The sequence below is a fragment of the Desulfosporosinus sp. FKB genome, from assembly GCF_002196705.1.
GTDB lineage: Bacteria > Bacillota > Desulfitobacteriia > Desulfitobacteriales > Desulfitobacteriaceae > Desulfosporosinus.
Genome location: NZ_NADJ01000010.1, coordinates 71,306 through 90,907, shown reverse-complemented (window position 1 = coordinate 90,907; position 19,602 = coordinate 71,306). Strand labels below are relative to the sequence as shown.

Below are 19,602 nucleotides of genomic sequence, written 5' to 3'. Positions count from 1 at the left end.
CATACTTAATTTCTCTGAATTGAGTATTTTATGCAAGTTCTATCCGTGATAAGTTCTTTTGGTAAGTTAGCAATTCTATGAAAACAAGAGGAAAACAACGAAAAATTAAATTAATATAGGGAGATAATGAAAATAAGTCCAAACAAAGTTGAAATCGAAGAAGCTGCCGATTTGCTAGTGAACCGCTATAGTGTTTCTAGTCAGTTACTTGGGCAACTTTTTGGGGTGGAATCTAGGGATCAAGCAAACGGCATATTGAAGAATCTTGGCCACTCTACTTTAACCAGGATGGAACTAGCGAAATTATTGATTTTTAGAAAAGGGTCTGCTCTTTTTAGTGGAAGTTCTGAAGAAGTGAAAAAGCTTAGAAAACATTTGCTATCTCAACTAGATACAAAAGACTTAAGAATTCTTTTTGAAAAACATGCCAGTACTGATAATTCAATTAATAGCCCCTCATTTATGATTACTCCACTTGTAAACAAAAAGTGGCATCCAAATGGTAAATGGTCAACAGACTTTGTTAAATTGCTTGGATTTCCTGACATACTTGCAGGTGTAAAACAAACGAAGAATCTACCAACAATCACAGATATTGAGCCTTTGTCTCCTGTTCCAAAACTTGTAGAATTCCAGCAAAATCTTAAAGAAAAAATGTTACAAGTTTTAAACAATGAAGGAAATAGAACACGTTGTATTGTAACATTGCCTACCGGTGGGGGGAAAACTCGAGTTGCAGTTGAATCTTTTATTGATTGGATGCAACCTAGATTTTCAGAAGGCAAATATTTGGTTTGGATTGCTCAGAGTGAAGAACTTTGTGAACAAGTAATAAGTTGTGTCCAGCAAATGTGGGGTAGTAGAGAATTTGTTAGCTCCTTAAGGATTTATAGATTTTATGGTGGACGTGATGTTCCTAATGAGGAATTGCATGGAGGTGTGGTGGTTTCCAGTATACAGCAACTTCATAGCCGTATTAAGTCCGACGATAAGGCATTAGATAAAATATTAATAAATACTGGAGCCATGATTATTGACGAAGCTCATAGGGCTGTCTCCGCAATGTATGATAATTTGCTGAATGAAGCAATAAGGCTTAAGGGTGAAGAGCTATTTCCTATTTGTGGGCTATCTGCTACTCCGGGGAGAACAGGGATTAACAAACAGGATGAAATAACTAAGCTAGTTAATAGATTTCAAGCATATCTTATTGAACCAGATTTGGGAGAGGAATACAAAAATGATCCTTTGCGCTATTTTAGAGAAAACGGATTTTTAGCTTATGCAAAACATATTACATATCGTTCTGGTAAGGAGTATACACTGACTGACCAAGAAATCAGTCAAATATCTGTAGATTTTGATGAACACCTTGGACCATTGTTTTTGAAGAGGCTTGCTAAAGATAATGATCGAAACTTATTAATAATTAATAAGCTTTTGAGCATACCCAAAGGGAAGCCTACGCTTGTCTATGCATGTACGGTGGAGCAAGCTCATTTTTTGTCAGTGATATTGACTTCGGAAGGACGCCCAGCTGGAGCCATTTCTTCCGATACTCCGTTAACAATACGTAGAGGATTAATCCAGGATTTTAAAAATGGAAATATAGATTTTTTATGCAATTATGGTGTATTAACAACAGGCTTTGATGCTCCAAAGACTGAATGCATTGTCATTTGTAGGCCTATGACCAGTGCGATTTTGTATGAGCAGATTATTGGCCGTGGTGTAAGAGGACCCAATTTCGGTGGAACAAATGAATGTTGTGTAATTGATTTCTATGATAATATACACCGTTTAGGTCCATCCCTAGCATATGCGCGTTTCTCTGATTATTGGACGAGCGATGAAAATGAAAATTTTTAAACAAGGGGATCTGAGACAGCGCATAACTCTTGGAGGTTCACCAGTTTACAAAGGTTGCCATTAGATTTCATAGCTTTCTTGAAGCCGGAGAGTTTGGTACAGTCGCTATTTTCGGCTGGGAATACGTAGTCGGGAAGGGCATTGAATGTCAGCTTAGGAAGTTGGCTGGCAATAAGATGATAGCTGTCACCAAGGTTTAGGCCTCGTAGGCAGCTTTTTCAGCAACTTATCTAAATTTCTTTAGGATGAACTTAGGTAATGAGATATTCATTTTTTGGAAAATATTTAATTTTATATAGAATACAATGATGGCAGAGTTATAATGTATTTAGGACAGCTTGATGCAAATAATTTATCCATTCAGGTCATTAGATGATAAAAATTGTATGGTTTTGGGGCGTAAAGCGAGAGCATAATTGTAAAATTTTGATTAGGTAGCTATACAGCGAGAAGTAGGCATTTTGTTTAATAGGGACAAGCCCTTGCCCCCTTACGCTTACATGTAAGGTCTAGTCAGAGACTTGACATTGTGGCCAAGTTGGGAATAAGAAATAAGGCAATTTTTATTGTGAATTGGAACAGTTATACTTGATATTCGTTTTTGAAATAATACGAACCCTTGCTATAGGAGGAGAGAGTCTATGACATTCAGGGAAAAAATCGCAAGCCTACGCAAGGGGGCAAGTGAAGCGCAGTCTGCGTCTAAAATTATTGATAAACTCAAAGCACTTAAAGATAACAACAGCCCGGACACGTCGTACAGATGGATATGGGAATTGATTCAAAACGCCAAAGATGTCGTAAATGCAAGCGGTTCGGTTGATATTCAAATTACGTTTAGTGAAACTAATAAGATTATTGAATTCTGTCATAATGGTCGGTTGTTTACAACCGAAAACATTGTGTTTTTGATTGAGCAGGTTTCATCAAAAGAGCGTTCGCTGACTGATAAAATCAAAAAGAAGTCAACCGGAAAGTTCGGTACCGGCTTTTTAACTACTCATTTACTTTCTGAAAAAGTACAAATACACGGCTATTTACAAGATGAAGGCGAAAATCCTCGTTCTTTCAAGACGCTATTGGATAGAACCGGTCAAGACAAAGCATCCATAATGAAAGCTATAAGCGATAGCTGTGATATGCTTGATAATGGAGCAGAATGTAGGGTTGACGAGACTCAAATGAACACCAAGTTCATATACGAGCTTGATGAAATGGGGGTTAAGACAGCAATTTCCGGCTTGCAGAATCTTCTTGTTTCAATTCCGTATGTGTTTGCATTTGTCCAAGAATTAAATACGATAACCGTTATTACAGACAATTTCCGAAGAATAATAAAGAGAGAAAGAAAAGTATCCGTAGAGCTTGGATCGGCAACTGTTACTCATGTTTGCATGTCTACGACTAAAAACGGTGAAGAGACAATCGCAGATAGATATGTATTTATGCTTTCAAACGATTCAATTTCGATAGCAGCAGAAATTGAAATAAAAGATAGCGAGAAGCATTTATTAAAACTCCATAATAAACTGCCGCGTATTTTTTGCGATTTCCCGCTATTAGGAACCAATGATTTTGCTTTCCCGGTAGTAGTCAATAGCCCAATGTTTAACCCAACCGAGCCTCGTGATGGCATCCCTTTGGTTCATTCTGAGCGTGAGGGTGGCGATTCAAACGAAAACAAAAGCAGAATTACAAAAGCAATACCCCTCTATAACGCTATGCTCGATTATTTTGCGACGAAAGGCTACAAAGACTTATATAATATCGTTCGGATTGCGGAGCAACCAGAAAAATACTGGCTCGACGCAGAATGGGTTGAGCAGGAACTTATTCAACCCATTAAAGAGCATATTAAAACAACCGCTTTCATTCAAAATAGTTTGGGGAAAGTCTGTTCGCTTTGTGATGGTTGGGGAATCCCGAACATTTTTATTATGAAAGACGGAACACCTGAGTTTAGAAACAAGATCTGGGAGTTATCAAATAGACTGATGCCTGCGATGATGACAAAAAAAGACGAAATCGAGCATTGGTATGGCTCGTTATGGGGAGATTGTCGAACCTTCGGTATTATGGACTTAATATTGAAAGTTGAAGAATACGGCGATATTGGAACGCTTGAAAGCCAGCTTAAAGGCAACGCAATATCATGGTTGAATGAGCTAATAACACTTTTCTATTATAACTCTGGAACATTCATTGCGGAATTAGGACGTAATCCGTCCATTTTACCGAACCAACATGGTGTTTTCTTATCTTTGGACAAGATATACCTTGAAAACGGTATCGGGGACATGTACAAAAATATAGCTTTAATAGCAGGCATTGATTTTAGGGAGAGGTTGCTTGATAACCGCGTAACAAGGACATATTTGAAAGGCTTGCAAGAAATAAACCTAAACCATGTATTTTCTGAAATTCGTCAGGTTCAACTTGATGATGATGCAAGTGCCGAACTTTACAAGAGTATTATCAATCTTCGTGTGAATAAAAATGATAAGCAGATTGCGTTTGTTGAGATAGCAAGGTGCTTATACCCTGATGCTTTCAGTAAACCGATTAAGGTGTCTTATCTGAGCGATAGATTGCTTACTGAAGCTCTAAAATTTTGGAGAGAAAAGGTTTGTGCTGATTTTTGTGAATGTACCAAAATTGATGGTGCAATCGCACAGTATGGCTTTGGGTGCGAAAAAGAGGTCGTTGAATGGATTTCAGCATTGGCGAATCATCTAAAAAATTGCGAAAACGATAACTTGCTTGATAAATACGCTGTATTGCCTAACCAACACGGTATTTTTATGCGCAAAAGCGAAATCTTCCTTGATGATGGTAGCGTTGATGACATCTTGAAAGATGCATCCACGTATACAGGCGACGATGTAAGAGCAAAAATGCTGTTTGAGGGTATTTCACTTGATTTGCCTCTAAACAGGGTAGTATCGTTAGAAAGTGTGGCTCAGGCTATTACATCTTTTGTGCGGAGCAACAATAAATCCATCAGTAAACTGGGATACGAAATTTGGGAGACATTTAGAAACACTTCCATCTGGATTAGAAACCATCGTAATGATGCGAGAGTAAGCAAATGCTTCAAAGAGCTTATAGACAATTTCCATTGGTTCTATGACGACGAGGAAATTGCCGAGAGCATGGCAAAATCAGAACAGTATGACGAAATTTTGAAAAAATACAACATAACGGACATAAAAGAATTGGCGACTATTCTCGATTCTCATTCTGTCGCAAGTGCGACAGGGAGTGAAACTATCAGTATCTCAAAAGAATTGCTTGCTCAATGGGGCATAACATCAGAAGAAGAACTCCGTAAGGCTCTTGAAAAAAATGTCTTTGGTTCTGCTCAGATTCATCGCTCCACAAGTAGTGCCGAACTCTTTGATTATGTCAAATCCATTCTCAATCGTGCAAAAACCAACATCATCAACTATCTATATGTACATGACGATTATGAGTTTGATAAAGATAACATCCAGTTTATTGCGAATACAATTTTCAGAGTGCGTAAGCTAGGGCATGAAATTTATATCATAGCCAGACCTTCGGATTTCGAGCATGTAATTCTGTATTACGACACAGAAATAGATTTGTTAGAGTTCGATAAGGACTGCGAATTGTGGGTAGAGAATGGGGTTGACCCAGTTCCGAAGAAGATTACACTTGGGAGAATATTGAAGTTGACGGGGATAAACAAAATACCGTTAAGGAGCCTAAAAAATGTTGATTGAAAGAGATACCATCGGCAAATTGTTAGGCACTACATCTGCTAGAAATTTAGTCGGAATAGGTATGGAGCTAAAACCTTATGAATTAGCTTTATATATGCTTCAAGCGCTTAATCATTCCGAGGAATATGGTTATGTCGTGATGGGGGTCACGAAAACCATAGACAGTTATGCAATTGAAGGAGTAAGCTCCACGATTCACGAGCGCGCAAAAGAACCTATATCAACCGCTCTAAGCCTTATATCGCATGAAATTGAGGCGGAGTATGGGAATGTTTCCATTAATGGTAAAAATATTTTCATAATTATGCTGAAAAACAGTGAAGAAGCCCTTTCTTTGGGATTCACAAAAGACCTCGACTCACAAGGTGCTTTCGTTAAGAATGTAGTCAGAGCTTGCCTAAATTTACAAGCAAGAAAACTATATTCCAATTCAAGTGAAGATGAGCGCAATGATTATATTGGAGATATTCTTGGAGCTATTGGTTATGGCGTAAAAGACCAAACCCGGCGCGGCAGTTCATCGACCGGAAAGGATGCAGGTGAGGTAGACATCTTTGTGTCAAAGGACGGATTTCCTTTTACCGTCATTGAAGCGATGAACCTTGATTCTGTTAATGTGAGCTATATTAATAAACATATCGACAAGGTGTTTTTATATGACACATCTGGTAATAGATTTAACATCTGTTTGTCATATGTAAAAGTTGCGGATTTTGTTTCATTTTGGAGCAATTACTCCGCTCATGTTGCGAATTACAGTTATGACGTTCCGTTGCTTTCATCTGACACGAGTATAGATAATGAGTATGGGTATTCGGAGTTAAAGATAATGAAAACTGTTCACAACCGATCGGGCAGAACGGTTAATTTGTATCATATTTGCGTTAGGATTCATTGATCCATATTATTAAAATATCAGCTTCTCCTTATCCATATCAGCAGGATTATTTACAAGAGTTAGAAATTTCCTATTATGTTTAATAGATTTACAGGTCATTTGTACTATTAGGTGAAATTAAACATCTGATAAAGTAAAATGTTTTTAGGACAATAAACAAATAATATGTGGGAAAGAAAGCAAGGAACGAGAGGCAAACAGTAAAATGCATATATTATTGTCAATGGATGGCATTAAGAATATGAATCAGTTGTATACCTGGACGATGGAGCATTCTGAAGAATTTGAAGACATCCGTGTAGAACGTTACCATGGTGATGACTACTGCAAGAATATTGTAACGGATGTATTCAAAGCCCTCGCACCTTCAGACTGGGATAATCAAATATACCTCGGTGCATGTGAGCGCATTGCAAATGAGACGTTTACAATCTCTTCAACAGTTGGTTCCGAGTACAACATATCTTTCGCCATCAACACCTATAACGGTGAAGCGGCTCGTCTGGAAATTGCCATCACGGCGCCAGGAACGAAGAGTTACGACCAGAAACTCGAAGATCTGAAAATTGCGTTGAAGAACCGGCTCTTCCCTGACTGGCAGGAATGAACATGGCTTGTAGATGAGCAAGCGGCCGCGCTATGTAAAGAAGCCTATGAGAAGGCGTTCACAGTTGAAAACAACCTGAGGGCCTTCGCCAGCAAAGTGCTGATTCACTTTCTTGGTGTGAACTGGATCAAAAAAGCTGGGCTGGAGAAATATGCTGAATCGGTAAAGAGCCTGAAAGAAAAGTTTATTCAGCGTGTTCCTGAGTTTGACAACATCAATGCGGATTTTCTCTCCATGACGCTTGAAACTTTGGCAGGGGTAATATTTGAAGGTGTTATCTTCAAAGATAATGTTATCCTGAGCCGACAAGATTATGCAAAGGTTCAGGAGATGGGAGCCAAACAAAAGGTCACAGGTGGCAGCGTAGCTGATTATATCAAAGCCCGGCGAACTGTAGATAAAAAAATATGGGATGATCTTTTCGTCCCGTACATTGATAATCCGGATGCCTTCAAAACTGCTGCCCACGCCTTCATCGAAGATCGGAATCATGTTGCCCACAGCAAAATGCTGTCGTGGAGTGCCTATCAGGTAATTCTAAAGGATTTTAATACTATGGGCTCACTCATCTTATCAGCCGATGCCAAGTTTGAGCATGAAGAGACAGCAGATGAAGTACTTCAAACATGGGAAGCAGAACATGAAGATACCGAATACGAGCGCGAGTATTATCGTGATCGACTGGCGAGTGAGACTGGGATGGACATACTGGATGAAAGTGGAATCAAAGACTGGTTTGATGAAGTTCTGCACGATCTTTTCGGTGCCGTCTATCAACGGTATCATTTAGATGTTTGTTATGAAATTTCCGATTTTGCCACACCCACTGAGGGGGAGATCGTTTTCTCGATATCATGCCCGGCAGTGGAGGATGGCAGTGCAAGGATTGATACTATAGCGCAGTATTCTGTCGATGATGACCTCGGCGAAGACAGCACTTGCTATATAGTTGCAAAAGACGGAGCCGGAGATGAAATCTGCAAGGCAGAAGTACATTTCCACAATGGGAATGGCTATGAGGGTGAAGAGGGTATCATGGTAGCCACCGATGATTCCGAGTATGATACTTCTAAACTGGATGATTTTCGAGATGAACTGTTTGATACCATTGAGTCTTTGAATCCTTATCCGGCAAAGCTTGACGCACTTGCCTACGAGAATAAGGGTGCGGTGCAGTTTGTCGCCGACTTCCCCTGTGAGCAATGCGGAAAGTTTGGCGTATCCATCGATGAAACTTTCCTGCCTATAGGTCGGTGCTGTTATTGTGGATATGAAAATGAACTGGTGAAATGTGAACGTTGCGGCGAATTGGTAGATGCGGATGCGCTTGAGCACGGATTCTGTCCCCCATGCACTGCCTATATAGACAAGCAGTGAACAAAAAGGAGAGGAGCCCCGATGATCCTATATCACTATAGACCAATTGAAAGCGCATTGCTTGAAATCGGAAAAGGTACTCTCCATTTCGCTAATAAAGTATCTACTGGATAAAAAGCTTATATACGAAACGGAACAATAAGTTATTAAGAGCAACACGTAGAATCTATTGCTATTCAGTTTACAGCCAAAGGCAGGTAAAAGCGATGGAGTGATGGATTTTTGTTTTAAGCAGAATCGAGGTGAGAAAGATCGGTAAGGAAAACAAGCCTACCAGACAGCATCATGTGCCTCAGGTATATTTAAAAAACTTCTGTGATTTACACGGTTGTATTGCAGTGATGGACAAGCGTGAACGCCGGATATTCTCGACTGGAGTTCGTGCCGTAGGTGCAGAAAATGATTTCTATACATTGGAAAAGCTTGAAGATCCATATTGCTGGGAACATACTTATGCTTCCAGTATAGAGCCACTTATGGGGAAACTTTTATCAAAGTTAATTTCTCAAACGAACATTTTGGTGCAAAACGGAGCAACAGTTATAAGTCCCTCTGAAAAGGAGCAACTTGCGGTTATTATGGTCGTACAGCTACTCCGCGGAAAGCAAAGCCGCGAGTATGAACAAAAGCTTTATGCGGATTATCTGCCGGAAGCAATAGATAAAGCTAAAAACTTGTTTGGGCCGCTTAGCAATGAGCAGAATAAGCTGCTGGAAGCATTCGCAAGCGATGACTATTACTTCAAGCAGACGGCTATGGACGTTACGCTGGATTCGGATAGAATTGCACAATACGCTGGAATCCTTTGCAGCCGAGATTTTCTCATCTATCGAATACAAGGGAATATGGAATTCATAACCAGTGATAACCCGGTCATGTTCATCGATAGTATTACGAATAACGCCCGTCCATTTGCCAATGGACTCATAAAGCCGACCACAATGATTTATTATCCGATCTCGCCAAAACTGCTCTTATGTGCTATCCATCCGTTAGCCTACTTTGGAGTGCTTTCGGATCAGGACTGCCATCTCGTTAATCTTGATGCTTGCAAAGAAGTCGGTTTCATTTCCTCAATAAACAAAAAACAGATTAGCCAGTGTTACAAACACGCATTCGCTCGATCAGTCGGCATGATGAAACAATTCTAAGAACGCAAAGGAATATGAGTAAACGGAAAATATTGATAGATTAGTAAACAAACTGCGCAAGCTGTCAAATGAAACGCAGTGGCTTGAGTTTAAGCGCAACAACTATGATCCTGTTATAACGAGACAGGAAATCAGTGCTCTGGTGGACAGTGTCAAAGCAATCCACGAGAAAAGCTGTACCTATAGGCTTATATGAATATGAAACCTTCGGGTTTTCCATTATGGTTATTACCGACAAGCTAGACCTAGCTTTCCATCTTCACGTAAGGCTAATAATGCGCATCTCGGTTGAGTCCGAATTATAGCAAATAATCAGAAGTTCAGAATATTAAAGCACAACGGGATCACCTTTCGATAGTGTTGATACTCAAATCTTGCATGTGCTACAGACTATCATACGGGATGAATCATACACAAAAGAAGCATTCGTGTTTTCTTTAGAAGAATAATATTGATGAAGTGAAAGAAAAACAGTAGCTATTATTAAAATTTGGTGTTGTAGGAAGGCGATTGTATATGTGGTTAGATAATGCCTCAGAAGTTGATATTTTGTTTTATGAACCTTATGCAGATGTTGTCGCTGAGATTGCTCAAAATAAGGGCTATAAACCTCTCACTGTAGGCGTTTTTGGCATTTGGGGAGCGGGTAAATCTACTCTACTGAATTTGATTCAGCAAAAAGTGAAAAAGGAAAAGAAAACGATATGCATTAGCATAAATGCATGGACTTTTGAAGGCTATGAGGATGCTAAGGTAGCTTTGATGGAATCGCTACTTGATGAGTTGAAAGAAAGTGTTCCAGAAAAAGCAAAAAATAGCATTATAAAATTACTGAAAAAAGTAAACTATTTTAAGTTGGCTACGAAAGCGGTGTCCATAGGCGCTCCGATTGCAACGAGTATTGCTATGGGAAACCCGCTTCCAATCGTTTTGGGACTTAGTGGAAGTGCTGAAAGTATTGGAGACGGAGTTAAGAATGTAGCTAATGCACTTCAGAATATCCAGGATAATTATTTGAAAGATGATGATTCTTCTGGAAGTAGTAATAGCTACAGTGATAATAGCATTGTTAATAATGTGCGCAAATTCAAGGAAGAATTCGCAAAGTCATTAGAGCACGAAGAAATTGAAAATGTTATTGTGCTTATAGATGATCTGGATAGATGTCAACCGGAACGAATTATTGAATCGCTTGAAGCTATTAAGTTGTTCCTTTCCGTGAAAAAAATGACATTCATAATCGCGGCAGATGAGAATGTGATTCAGTATTCGATTAGAAAGAAATATCCGGCGCTGGGAGACTATGCAGTAAATTTGGATAAAGAATATATAGAAAAAATCATTCAGTTGCCTATTAATATTCCGGAGCTTTCCTCTAAGGATATTGAAAATTATCTCATGCTGTTAGTGGCTCAACAGTATTGCAGTGTAGATGTATTTAAAAAGTTCCTCAATGATGTAAAAAAATCTGAAATAATGATTTCAGATGATGCTTTAGATTTAAAGAAACTGCAGGAATTAGCAGATAATTATATATTAGAAAATCAGAAAGTTGATTTTAATGAAACAGCAGATATTATCGCCGGTATCAAAAGTATTGTCGCTGGAAACCTGATGGGAAATCCGAGGCAAACAAAACGATTTTTGAATACATTTACAACCAAACGTAAGCTTGCTGAATTGTATTATGGTAAGGGAACAATTAATATAAGAATTCTTGCAAAACTGCTGGTTCTACAAAAACTTGACAAAGATTTATTTATTCAGCTCAATGAGTGGAACAAAAGATTTACCACAGAAAACGAAGATTTCAAAGCAATGCGTCTAAGTATTACACAAGATACAAATAGTGATAAAAAATATAACGCTTGGAGAATTCCGAGCATTGTCAGGTGGATTAATTCTCAACCAGTAAAACTGGAAAAAGAACGATTGGATAGATATTTCTACCTGACGAGGGAAAGTTTGAAAAAATCAGATATAGACGAATCCACACTTTCGGCAGCGGCAAAGGATATTCTTCAGCGTTTTGGCAATGCAACAAGGGGGCTCATTGATCCTATCACTCGAGATTTTAAAGGCTTATCAGCACTTGACCAAAATAGTGTGTTTAGCGTGTTATTGCTGAAGATTGAAAAAGGAGAGATAGAGTTCTACATAGTACGTAACCTTTTCGTGGAATTTGAAGCGTATCGAGATAAACTTATTTCAGCATTGGAAAAGTATCCAGTAAAGGTAACGCTGGGTAACATAGCAGCCATTAAGAAAATGCGTGAAGTAGATAATTCAAAAATTGATTCGTTGATGTCCGTTTGGGAAAAGACTGGCGTAATTGATAAAAAGACTATTAATTCTATTCAAGGTAAAGGAGCGAAATAATCATGGGAACATCAAAAGGTTATATAGCGCCAACAAAGCCGGAATGGAGTAATGCTAAACGAGCTGTTTCATCGTATCTTAGAAACAGAGATTCGGAATCAAAGGCTGTGGCAGTCCAAAAATACGCCGAGGCTATGAATGTAAGCGGTGGAGCAATTAATTCGTCATTCGCTTCAGCAGCGGGCAACGTATTGGGATTTGTAAGAAGTATCGGCCAAAATGGGTTGGACAATACTTTATCGACTTTTGGTAGAGATGATTTGATTGGGAAAGAGCCTGGATATGTGCTAAGTGAACTTCTTAATCAGTTTACCAACAATGCGGCCACTATTGAAGATTCAATGGCCGCAGATGCGCTTTCTCAAGCATTCGATAATTTAGATATTGTTTCCATTGATGATTTGGGAACTACTGACTTGGATGCGCTTTTAAGAGAAATGGTTACTGAATTTATCAATATCAATTTTGACTTGAGATTTGATGAGAAAATTGGGCATGGTAGAACACCAGCTGAGAAAGCTTCAATTCTCAAGGAAGTGCACAGTTATATAGCCGACACTATACATGATTTGTTGTCCAAGCAAGAAATTAAAAAAATGGATTTTGCAAATATGATTACTTCCAATATTGTTCAAAGAGTTTTAAAAGAGGCGCTTAATATATGCACCAACTTTTATGGGGAGGCTATGAAATGAGATTCTGGATAAAAAAGGAAAATGATCGCGAACCAATAAAAAGCTGGGAAACTTCATATATTTTGACAATAAATCGTGATTCAGGGAGTACAATGTTTTCAAGTCTGCCAAGTATTTGGTATCACCTTGATCAGCAAGTGATAAGCCCTGTATATGAAGACCTCTTTATAATTGGAATGAGTATTTTTGCTCTTGATAAAAGAGTAAGCAGACGGGAATTTTCTGATTGCTGGACACGTGAAATTGAAGTTTCCATTCCTGTTTTAGAAATTCAAAAGTGGCTGCCTACGGTAGAAAAATTGAATGCCTTGCTATCTTTTTTGACGGGAGATGTATGGAATATTAAATTTCGTCAAACAGATGCTGTCTGCAGTAAACACAAGAAAAAGAATCGAAAGAGAATTGATGTGTCAAAATGTGATTGCGTCAGCCTGTTTTCAGGAGGCTTGGACTCTTATTGTGGTGCAATAAAATTACTTGCAAAGGGAAAATCTCCTGTATTAATCGGACACAATGAATATCCCAAATTGCGATATATACAGGAAAAGTTCTGCCATGATTTTCAAGAATGCTATTCAGAGCAATCATCAGTTTTTATAGGATTTACTGCAGGCGCTCGTGCACCTGTTACTCAAAATGGCAGTGCATTAACACAAACAGAAAACACATCAAGAGGACGTTCTCTTCTGTTCTTGTGTGCTGCTGTTTCTATTGCCGGTATTCTTGGAGAAGAAACACCTATTTATATTCCGGAGAACGGGTTTATTGGGCTCAACGTCGCTCTTACCAATAGCAGAAAGGGATCATGTAGTACACGGACAACTCATCCTGCTTTTCTAAAAGAATTTAGTGAAATCCTTCAACTGATAGGAATAAGGAATCAAATCTATAACTTTTTTGCGTTCAATACAAAACGTGAAATTGTTCAAATGGTAACAAATACGGAAGTATTTAAGCGCGGATATGCTGAGACCATTTCATGCGCTCATCCTTGTCTTGCACGGTATAACAAAAACGGAAGCAGAGAATACCCAATAAATTGCGGGTATTGTTATCCGTGTTTAATACGGAAAAGCTCACTACAGGATGTGGAGTCAGATGGTAAATATTCAAGTAAACTCATGCCTTCAACTTTTTTGGAAACCGTATTAGAAAGTGAAAGAAGCGACGATTTATACGCAATTCTTAACAGTATATATAGATTTAAGAATTCTTCGAGTAAAGACATCCGTAGATTAATATGGTGTACCGGTAAGCTTACATCAGACGAAATTAGTAAATATGAACGAGTATACATATCTGGAATGAATGATTTGATTGAACTTCTATCATCCGATCCCGGAATGCTAAAGTACATGTAATGAAGAATTTGATTGATACACACTTCCATTTGGATCACTATCGTAATTATTTGGAAGTTGCAGCGAAAATTACAGAATTGAAACAGTACACTATCTGTGTGACCAATTCACCAGGGGTCTTTTTGTCTTGCCAAAGAATGATTCCAGAAACACAGTACTTGAAGTTTGCTATAGGATATCACCCGCAAGATCGAGATTTATCAAATCAAGATCTATATGATTTTATGAGGCTGATTGACAGAACAGATTATATAGGAGAAATTGGTCTTGATTTTTCAAAATCTAGTTATATGTCAAAATCTCAACAGGTGCGCTGCTTTGAAACAATAGTAGAAAGGTGCACTGGGGATAACAAGTTAATGACACTACATATTCGAAATGCAGAAACCGAAGCAATTACTATACTCAGGAAGTATGTACCTAAAAAGGTAATTATTCATTGGTTTACTGGCAGTGAGAAACATATGGCTGAGCTAATGGATATGGGGTGTTATTTCTCAATTAACAGCAATATGGTAGTCGGTAGAAACAGTAAGAAATATATACTGATTCCTAAAGAAAAAGTGTTGATTGAAAGTGATGGCCCCTACACAAAGGTAGCTGGGAAAAAATACACGCCTGAATCTTTGCTTCAATCTTATAATTCGATTTCGCAATTCTATGGTAATCCCAATTTAATTGCCAATGTGTTCGAAAATTTTAAGAACATACTATCAAGGTGAAAGAACGTGGGTATATAACAATGTAAAAACCGCAAAACAGGAAAGGTGATGTTTATTGGTATATACACGGTTCGTTATTCAACCTCATGTGCTACATTCCCATGATGTTTAATTTCGCAATCTTCTTCTCGCAAATGAACTTCGCAAAATCCATATTATTAATTAAAAGAGGGAAATATATTTTAACAACTGGGTAGGAAACCGGGTGCCCCAACTTGGTATCAAAAGTCATTGGGAAGAAGAGGGCAAGTACCACCAAAAATTTTAGGTCAAACTTCCCGTTCTTAAATACTTTGACCTAAAAGCGGACAAGATGCTTTTTTCCCGCTACCCCTCTCTCATACCTTGCAATCCCCGTCAAAAAAGCTATAATTAGGAATAGGTGGAAATTAAAAAGTCGCCGTGACCTGAAAGTGTTGGCGCACTTCCAGGCACGAGCAGGTGACGCAAGCACCTACACGTAACAGACTGTCCACGACGACATTTTTATTATACAATGTTGCCCATTTATGCACAAGCAAGGTTCCTGTGCTACGGGTGAACCAAGTATAATTAAACGTCGCCAGGGCGCAGACTGTGCGGCTTCACGCAGCAGGAGATCAGCCTATTCCTGACCCAGGCAGCGGAAAGGAACATTAATGGGTTCAGGTGTTTAGGATTCAGCAAATAACGAAGCACGGCGCATGTGTAGGGTAAAAAGAACAACCTCGCATGCGCTTTTTAATTTCCCCTATAAAAGCAGACGGCAGGACAGGGTCCTGGCCCGGAGCCTTGCCGCTGCTTGAAATAGGGGGTATAGAATAAGATGTTGGATTACAGAAAAATGTATTTTCAGCTGGCGGCTAAAGTAGCTGATGCCATGGATATCCTTTTAAAAGCACTGCAGGAGGGCGAGGCGGATTTCATGGATGCAGAGCCGTTTCCCGGGTTCAAAGTCGTTGCCATTAAAGATGACGACCGTGATTCTGAATAGGGAAAAAGGATCACTGCTTGTACCAAGAATCTTACGCGCGTAAGATTCCTGGTACAAGCCCGGGCCAAAGGAAACCAATTATCAATGAAGTTACTATCCGGAAATTCCGGATAGTTCAAATCGAAGGCTCATGTCAAGTAGACCTCCCTCGAAGGTCGATATTTGAGTCAGATCCAACTTCAGTACTGCAGCCCCCGAACTCCTTTATTCTTCTCAATCTCCTTCACGACAGCGGGTTCGGGTTCTGGGGTCAGCCCCTGTGTGTCGTTGGGCCCCAGTTCACCGCAGATTGGTAAAAAATGTATTATTGATTGAATTTGACCAGGATAAAGGATATAATATAATATCTATGTTTATGGGCAAGGAGGTATTGGTGGGATGGCTACTGCAGATCAAATTAAAAGCTTAATCAAAGCTCATAATGATAATGACAATGAGAAATTCAAAACTGTAGTACTGCAAATTGCTGCTTATGAGGCCAAACTTAACCACGAAACCCTTGCACGGGAATTGAAGAAGCTGGCTGAAAAAACTGGAAATGCCAGAGCGAATATACTTCATTTTAATCAGATGCAAAATAATCCTATGCTTACAATGTCCATTCCAACTGAAAGATTGAAGGATTTAATTGTATCTGACGAGATTCATGATAGAATCAAAAGAATCTTAAATGAATTTAAAAATAGAAACAAACTGAGAAGTTATGGGATGAGTAATCGTCGTAAAATTCTTATTGAAGGGAAGCCGGGAACTGGAAAGACATTTACGGCTTCAGTAATAGCTTCTGAAACTGGGTTACCCCTTTATACAGTCCAGATGGATAAGTTGGTTACAAAATTTATGGGTGAAACCAGCTCGAAATTGAGACAGATTTTTGATTCAGTTGAGAATTCAATCGGCGTATATTTTTTTGATGAATTTGATGCTATTGGGGCAGATAGAAACTTGGATAATGAAGTTGGAGAAATGCGAAGAATACTGAACTCCTTTCTGCAGTTTATTGAACAGGATAAATCAGAGAGCATTATTGTTGCGGCTACTAACAACCAAAAATTGCTGGATCAAGCATTGTTTAGGCGTTTTGACGATGTTTTGCATTATTCAATGCCCACTGAAAGCGAAGTAAAACGGCTGTATCAATATAAGCTTGCAGCTTATCAAAGTGACTTTGTGCCCTCTACTCAATTAATTGAAGAATCGCTTGTATTAAGTCATGCCGAAATAATCAGAGTATGTGAAGATGCTATTAAGGATTCCATCTTGGCTGATAATAAAATAACCCAGGCCAAGATGCTGAACCTGGTTAAAGAAAGGTTAACGCTATATTCTGGAAAGGAGGCGTAACGGTTGTCGGTTGAGAAGAAGAATATCTTTTTGCATGACACAAACACATCCATTTCGTACGTTTCTCGTTCAACTCCAGTTGAGAAAAAATACCCCCAACGAGAAAATAGCAAGGCACATGCTATGTTTATTGAGAGAAAATTGAACGAATGCTACGAGCGTTCAGCAACTCAAAAGCAAGTTGCTGCAATAAGATATAAAGAAGGCGTGTACCTAGAGTTTTCCAGCGCAGTCAAACATGATTTGGCAATTAAAAGCTTGGAAAACAGAACTCAGGGTATACGCCTTTTGAATGTAAAAACCGATGAAGAAACGGGAACAATTAGGGCAACGGTGTATATCCCTGCGGGAAAGGAATCCTACTTCATTAAAAAAATTGAAGCATATTCATCCGAAGTTACTGAAAAAGGAATCCCCAAACATAATGATTTAGTGCGCAGCATTGATGACATAAGAGTTGCGATGTTAGATTCATTTTGGATAGGAAAACCAGAGGATATTCCCAACGAAGTCGCTCAATGGTGTGAAGTATGGATTAGATACGATAATTTATTTCTTGAAAATGCTTTAACTGACATCTCAGAGTGTTGCCGAACATTGGAAATAGATATTGATCACAACAAATTGATTTTTCCGGAACGTATAGTTCATCTGATCAAGGCCAATAAACCTCAATTATCTAACCTGATCAGTTGCTGCGAATATATCACTGAATTTCGCAGAGCATCTGAACCTACGAGTTTCTTTGATACACTATATGGTGAAGAACAACAGGAATGGGCTGAAGAATTATTGAATCGAACGGAATTTATGGACAGTAATTCTTCTGTCTGCTAATTGGACACAGGGCTAAACAATTCACATCCTTTAATTTCTCGGGCAATAAAAGGTACAAATACTGTACAAACTGTTAACGATTCTTGGGGAACAACTGACCATATGGGGCATGGGACTGAAATGGCGGGGATAGCTTTATATCACAATTTGAAGGATAAATTGTTAGACCACAATAGGTTAGTCATTAACCATGAAATTGAGTCCGTTAAAATTCTACCACCAAAAGGAGAAAATCCTATAGAGTTATATGGGGCAATTACTGAACAAGCTGTTGCGTTGGCGGAGATATCTAATCCGTCAGCGGATAGAACCTTATGCATGGCTGTAACTTCACCATATTATAATACAGAAGATGGCAGCCCTACTTCCTGGTCTGCTGCAGTGGATAGTATCACTTCAGGCGCAAACGAAAACGGCGAAAAACGTTTGTTTTTTATTAGCGCCGGTAATGTATTTCCAGCAGAACTAGCTAATAATGACTATCCTGATTCGAGTATTCTTCATGGGGTTGAAAATCCGGGGCAATCTTGGAATGCAGTCACTGTCGGGGCCATAGCAAATGATATCCGGATTTCAGACTCTAATTATAAGCATTTCCACCCGGTTGCTGATGTAGGGCAATTGTCACCTTATAGTTCTACTTCTGTAACATGGAGTAATAAATGGCCAATCAAACCTGAAATACTTCTAGATGGCGGTAATATGGCTACAAATGATACAGACTATACTGAGTGCGAAGATTTATCGCTTTTGACTACATATCACAAACATTTAGTACGCCCGTTCTCAACTACTTGGGGAACGAGTTCAGCGACTGCGCAAGCATCATGGATGGCGGCACAGATTTATGCAGAATATCCGGGTATATGGCCCGAAACAGTACGAGCTTTATTAGTGCATTCTGCAAGATGGACCGAAAGTATGCATAGACAGTTTTGCAAAGAAGATACCAAAACAAAGGGCAGGAAATTGTTGCTGCGTACTTGTGGTTATGGTGTTCCAGATTTGTCAAAAGCAATTCAGTGCGTTGATAATTCGGTGAATTTGATTATACAAGGCGAATTACAGCCATTTACTAAAAAGCAAATGAATGAAATGCACTTGCACGATATACCCTGGCCAAAAGAAGTATTACAGTCTTTAGGAGAGACAAAAGCAATAATAAGGGCTACTCTTTCCTATTTTATAGAGCCAGGTCCGGGAGAAGTGGGGTGGAAAGACAAGTATAGATATCCTTCCTGCGGTCTTAGGTTTGATGTTATCAACTCTAATGAAACATTAGAAGATTTCAAAAAACGCGTTAATATTAAAATGCGTGGTGATGACAGAAAAGATAGTGGAGATGGAAGTAGTCGGGATTGGTATTTGGGTGTTGGAAATCGCGACGTGGGCTCAATACATTCTGATTTTTGTGAAGACTTAGCTGTTAATTTGTGTGATGCAAATTATGTTGCAGTTTATCCGGTTATCGGTTGGTGGCGAGAAAGAAGCCATCTCGGTAAATACAACGAGAAAGTAAGATATGCTCTTGTCCTTTCGATCGAAACACCTGAGGTTGAAGTTGATTTGTACACACCTATTATTACTAAAGTTGAAACCACTCAAATTATTGAGATAACAATCCCTAAATAAATATTGTATAA

The 19,602-nt window shown here is 38.9% G+C and carries 14 protein-coding genes; all 14 read left to right on the top strand.

Annotation, left to right across the window (positions count from 1 at the left end):
• The first annotated feature begins 126 nt into the window (after window positions 1-126).
• The 14 genes from B5Y67_RS02130 to B5Y67_RS02065 all read left to right on the top strand — a co-directional run bounded on the left by B5Y67_RS02130 (window position 127) and on the right by B5Y67_RS02065 (window position 19,591).
• A complete protein-coding gene (locus B5Y67_RS02130) occupies window positions 127-1,869 on the top strand; it encodes a DEAD/DEAH box helicase family protein (protein WP_088224924.1) in 1,743 nt (580 codons plus the stop codon).
• Between the two features lie 641 nt (window positions 1,870-2,510).
• A complete protein-coding gene (locus B5Y67_RS25570; protein WP_207652385.1) occupies window positions 2,511-5,615 on the top strand; it encodes an ATP-binding protein in 3,105 nt (1,034 codons plus the stop codon).
• Entirely contained in the window at window positions 5,605-6,513 is a 909-nt protein-coding gene (locus tag B5Y67_RS25565; protein WP_207652384.1) for a hypothetical protein, read from the top strand. The genes B5Y67_RS25570 and B5Y67_RS25565 overlap by 11 nt, the downstream gene beginning before the upstream one ends.
• A gap of 205 nt (window positions 6,514-6,718) precedes the next feature.
• Window positions 6,719-7,120, top strand: a complete 402-nt coding sequence (locus B5Y67_RS02110; protein WP_088224923.1) for a hypothetical protein — start codon at window positions 6,719-6,721, stop codon at window positions 7,118-7,120.
• Window positions 7,121-7,216: 96 nt separating this feature from the next.
• Window positions 7,217-8,497 (top strand): hypothetical protein, encoded by a 1,281-nt coding sequence (locus B5Y67_RS02105; protein ID WP_088224922.1) that lies wholly within the window; start codon window positions 7,217-7,219, stop codon window positions 8,495-8,497.
• A gap of 242 nt (window positions 8,498-8,739) precedes the next feature.
• Complete coding sequence (locus tag B5Y67_RS02100) at window positions 8,740-9,648, top strand: DUF4238 domain-containing protein (RefSeq protein ID WP_170932554.1); 909 nt, start codon at window positions 8,740-8,742, stop codon at window positions 9,646-9,648.
• A 516-nt stretch (window positions 9,649-10,164) separates the two neighbouring features.
• Window positions 10,165-12,027: a P-loop NTPase fold protein gene (locus B5Y67_RS02095; protein ID WP_088224920.1), complete on the top strand. Its 1,863-nt coding sequence runs from the start codon at window positions 10,165-10,167 to the stop codon at window positions 12,025-12,027.
• Window positions 12,028-12,029: 2 nt separating this feature from the next.
• A complete protein-coding gene (locus tag B5Y67_RS02090; protein WP_088224919.1) occupies window positions 12,030-12,722 on the top strand; it encodes a hypothetical protein in 693 nt (230 codons plus the stop codon).
• Window positions 12,719-14,083, top strand: a complete 1,365-nt coding sequence (gene qatC / locus B5Y67_RS02085) for a Qat anti-phage system QueC-like protein QatC (RefSeq protein WP_088224918.1) — start codon at window positions 12,719-12,721, stop codon at window positions 14,081-14,083. Before B5Y67_RS02090 ends, qatC begins: the two co-directional genes overlap by 4 nt.
• Entirely contained in the window at window positions 14,083-14,805 is a 723-nt protein-coding gene (locus B5Y67_RS02080; RefSeq protein WP_088224917.1) for a TatD family hydrolase, read from the top strand. The genes qatC and B5Y67_RS02080 overlap by 1 nt, the downstream gene beginning before the upstream one ends.
• Window positions 14,806-15,610: 805 nt before the next feature.
• Window positions 15,611-15,778 carry a hypothetical protein gene (locus B5Y67_RS25140; RefSeq protein ID WP_170932553.1) on the top strand — a complete coding sequence of 56 codons (168 nt, stop codon included), beginning with the start codon at window positions 15,611-15,613 and terminating at the stop codon, window positions 15,776-15,778.
• A 378-nt stretch (window positions 15,779-16,156) separates the two neighbouring features.
• Window positions 16,157-17,122 carry an ATP-binding protein gene (locus tag B5Y67_RS02070; RefSeq protein WP_088224916.1) on the top strand — a complete coding sequence of 322 codons (966 nt, stop codon included), beginning with the start codon at window positions 16,157-16,159 and terminating at the stop codon, window positions 17,120-17,122.
• Between the two features lie 3 nt (window positions 17,123-17,125).
• Window positions 17,126-17,959 carry a hypothetical protein gene (locus B5Y67_RS25710; protein WP_242975785.1) on the top strand — a complete coding sequence of 278 codons (834 nt, stop codon included), beginning with the start codon at window positions 17,126-17,128 and terminating at the stop codon, window positions 17,957-17,959.
• Window positions 17,960-19,591 (top strand): S8 family peptidase, encoded by a 1,632-nt coding sequence (locus B5Y67_RS02065; RefSeq protein WP_242975784.1) that lies wholly within the window; start codon window positions 17,960-17,962, stop codon window positions 19,589-19,591.
• Window positions 19,592-19,602: the final 11 nt, after the last annotated feature.

What these genes read in the sequence shown, in the direction of transcription:
- B5Y67_RS02130 (WP_088224924.1), top strand. Translation starts at nt 127, where the DNA reads ATGAAAATAAGTCCAAACAAAGTTGAAATCGAAGAAGCTGCCGATTTG.
- B5Y67_RS25570 (WP_207652385.1), top strand. Translation starts at nt 2,511, where the DNA reads ATGACATTCAGGGAAAAAATCGCAAGCCTACGCAAGGGGGCAAGTGAA.
- B5Y67_RS25565 (WP_207652384.1), top strand. Translation starts at nt 5,605, where the DNA reads ATGTTGATTGAAAGAGATACCATCGGCAAATTGTTAGGCACTACATCT.
- B5Y67_RS02110 (WP_088224923.1), top strand. Translation starts at nt 6,719, where the DNA reads ATGCATATATTATTGTCAATGGATGGCATTAAGAATATGAATCAGTTG.
- B5Y67_RS02095 (WP_088224920.1), top strand. Translation starts at nt 10,165, where the DNA reads ATGTGGTTAGATAATGCCTCAGAAGTTGATATTTTGTTTTATGAACCT.
- B5Y67_RS02090 (WP_088224919.1), top strand. Translation starts at nt 12,030, where the DNA reads ATGGGAACATCAAAAGGTTATATAGCGCCAACAAAGCCGGAATGGAGT.
- qatC (WP_088224918.1), top strand. Translation starts at nt 12,719, where the DNA reads ATGAGATTCTGGATAAAAAAGGAAAATGATCGCGAACCAATAAAAAGC.
- B5Y67_RS02080 (WP_088224917.1), top strand. Translation starts at nt 14,083, where the DNA reads ATGAAGAATTTGATTGATACACACTTCCATTTGGATCACTATCGTAAT.
- B5Y67_RS25140 (WP_170932553.1), top strand. Translation starts at nt 15,611, where the DNA reads ATGTTGGATTACAGAAAAATGTATTTTCAGCTGGCGGCTAAAGTAGCT.
- B5Y67_RS02070 (WP_088224916.1), top strand. Translation starts at nt 16,157, where the DNA reads ATGGCTACTGCAGATCAAATTAAAAGCTTAATCAAAGCTCATAATGAT.